Source organism: Bifidobacterium sp. LH_558 (assembly GCF_056356295.1).
In genome coordinates this window covers 1-1,476 of the sequence record NZ_JBKETZ010000017.1, presented here as the reverse complement: position 1 = coordinate 1,476, position 1,476 = coordinate 1, and the positions used below count along the sequence as shown (strand labels likewise).

Below are 1,476 nucleotides of genomic sequence, written 5' to 3'. Positions count from 1 at the left end.
CGACGTTCGTCGTAATGTTTGAGCGCGAAATTGGATTCCGTTCGTCATAAATAATGAGCGCGAAATCCCGCGCGGCCCGCGTCGTTCGCGGGGATGCTTGCCTTATGGAAGGCAGACTGGACATGGCCACGAGAAAACGGCTGACGAACAGGTTCAAGGCGGAGTACGCCAAGGGCGACAAGAAACAGAAGGGCGAGATCCTCGACCGCCTCGAGGCCGTCGGGATGGGCAGGTCCACCGCCCGGCGGCTGCTCACGCAGGCGGAGAGGGAGAAACCCGTGAAAGGCGCGGCGCGGGGCAGGCGGCCGAAGTACGACGCGGGCGCGCAGCGGCTGCTGGAGCGCCTGTGGCTGCTCATGGGCATGCCGTGCGGCCCGTACATGAAGGCCATGTTCGACCAGTGGATTCCCGCGCTCCTGGCGAACGGCGAGCTCGACGGCATCGACGGCGACGCGCTGGACCAGGTGCTGGCGATGAGTCCGTCGACCATCGACCGGCGGCTCAGACCGCTCAAACAGGCCGCCATGCCGAAGGGCGCGTCGCTGACCCGGCCGGCCGCGGAGCACATGCGCAACTCGATCAGGATCCGCAAATGCACCGACGAGACAATCCGCGTTCCCGGCCTGGCCGAGGCAGACACCGTGGCCCACTGCGGGCCCAGCATGAAGGGCGAGTTCGCCCGCACCCTGACGATGGTGGACTACGCGACGAACTGGACCGTGAACGTCACCGCCCGCAACAATGCCAAATCCAACATCAAGGCAGCGGTCGCCACCGCCCTGCCGCTCTTCCCGTTTCCCGTCACCTGCTTCGACTCCGACAACGGCGTCGAGTTCATCAACGACGAGCTCGTCGACTGGCTGCTCGAACAGGACATCGAACAGACCCGCAGCCGCCCGTACAGGAAGAACGACCAGGCCACCGTCGAGTCGCGCAACAACCACGTCGTCAGGAAATACGCGTTCCACTGGCGCTACGACACCGCGCAGCAGCGCGAGCTGCTCAACCGGCTGTGGGCGAAGACCTACGTGCTGCTGAACCTGTTCACGCCCACCCGCAAGCCCGTGCGCGTCGACCAGGGGCGCGACGGGCGCAGGAAGACCGTGTACGACGAGCCCCGCACCCCGTGGGCGCGCGTGCTGGAGCACGACGCCGCCGACCGCGCCGCCGGGGGCGGCGGATACGTCGTCGACGACGCCCGCCGCCGCATCGAGGGGATCATCGCCGCCACCAACCCCGCCCGCCTCAACCGCGAGATCGCCGTCATCCAGGACGAACTCGAACGCGTCAGCCGGGACCGCACCGAGGCGATGGCCCGCCGCGCCGGCCTGGACATGGGATACTTGGGAAAGGCGATCGAACGCATGCGCGCCGACGCCGGACAAAACGACAAATAGATCGCAGGCACCGTTTCGCGCTCACCCATTACGACAAACGAACAACGATTACGCGCTCACTTATTAATGACGAACCTCG

1 protein-coding gene is annotated in these 1,476 nt (G+C 66.1%); it reads left to right on the top strand.

The genetic code is table 11. The annotated features are described in order from the left end of the window. Positions 1 to 122: 122 nt before the first annotated feature. On the top strand, positions 123 to 1,397 hold the full coding sequence (locus tag AC1AV0_RS10895; RefSeq protein WP_226805655.1) for an integrase catalytic domain-containing protein: 1,275 nt from the start codon (positions 123 to 125) through the stop codon (positions 1,395 to 1,397). Positions 1,398 to 1,476: the final 79 nt, after the last annotated feature.

What these genes read in the sequence shown, in the direction of transcription:
- AC1AV0_RS10895 (WP_226805655.1), top strand. Translation starts at nt 123, where the DNA reads ATGGCCACGAGAAAACGGCTGACGAACAGGTTCAAGGCGGAGTACGCC.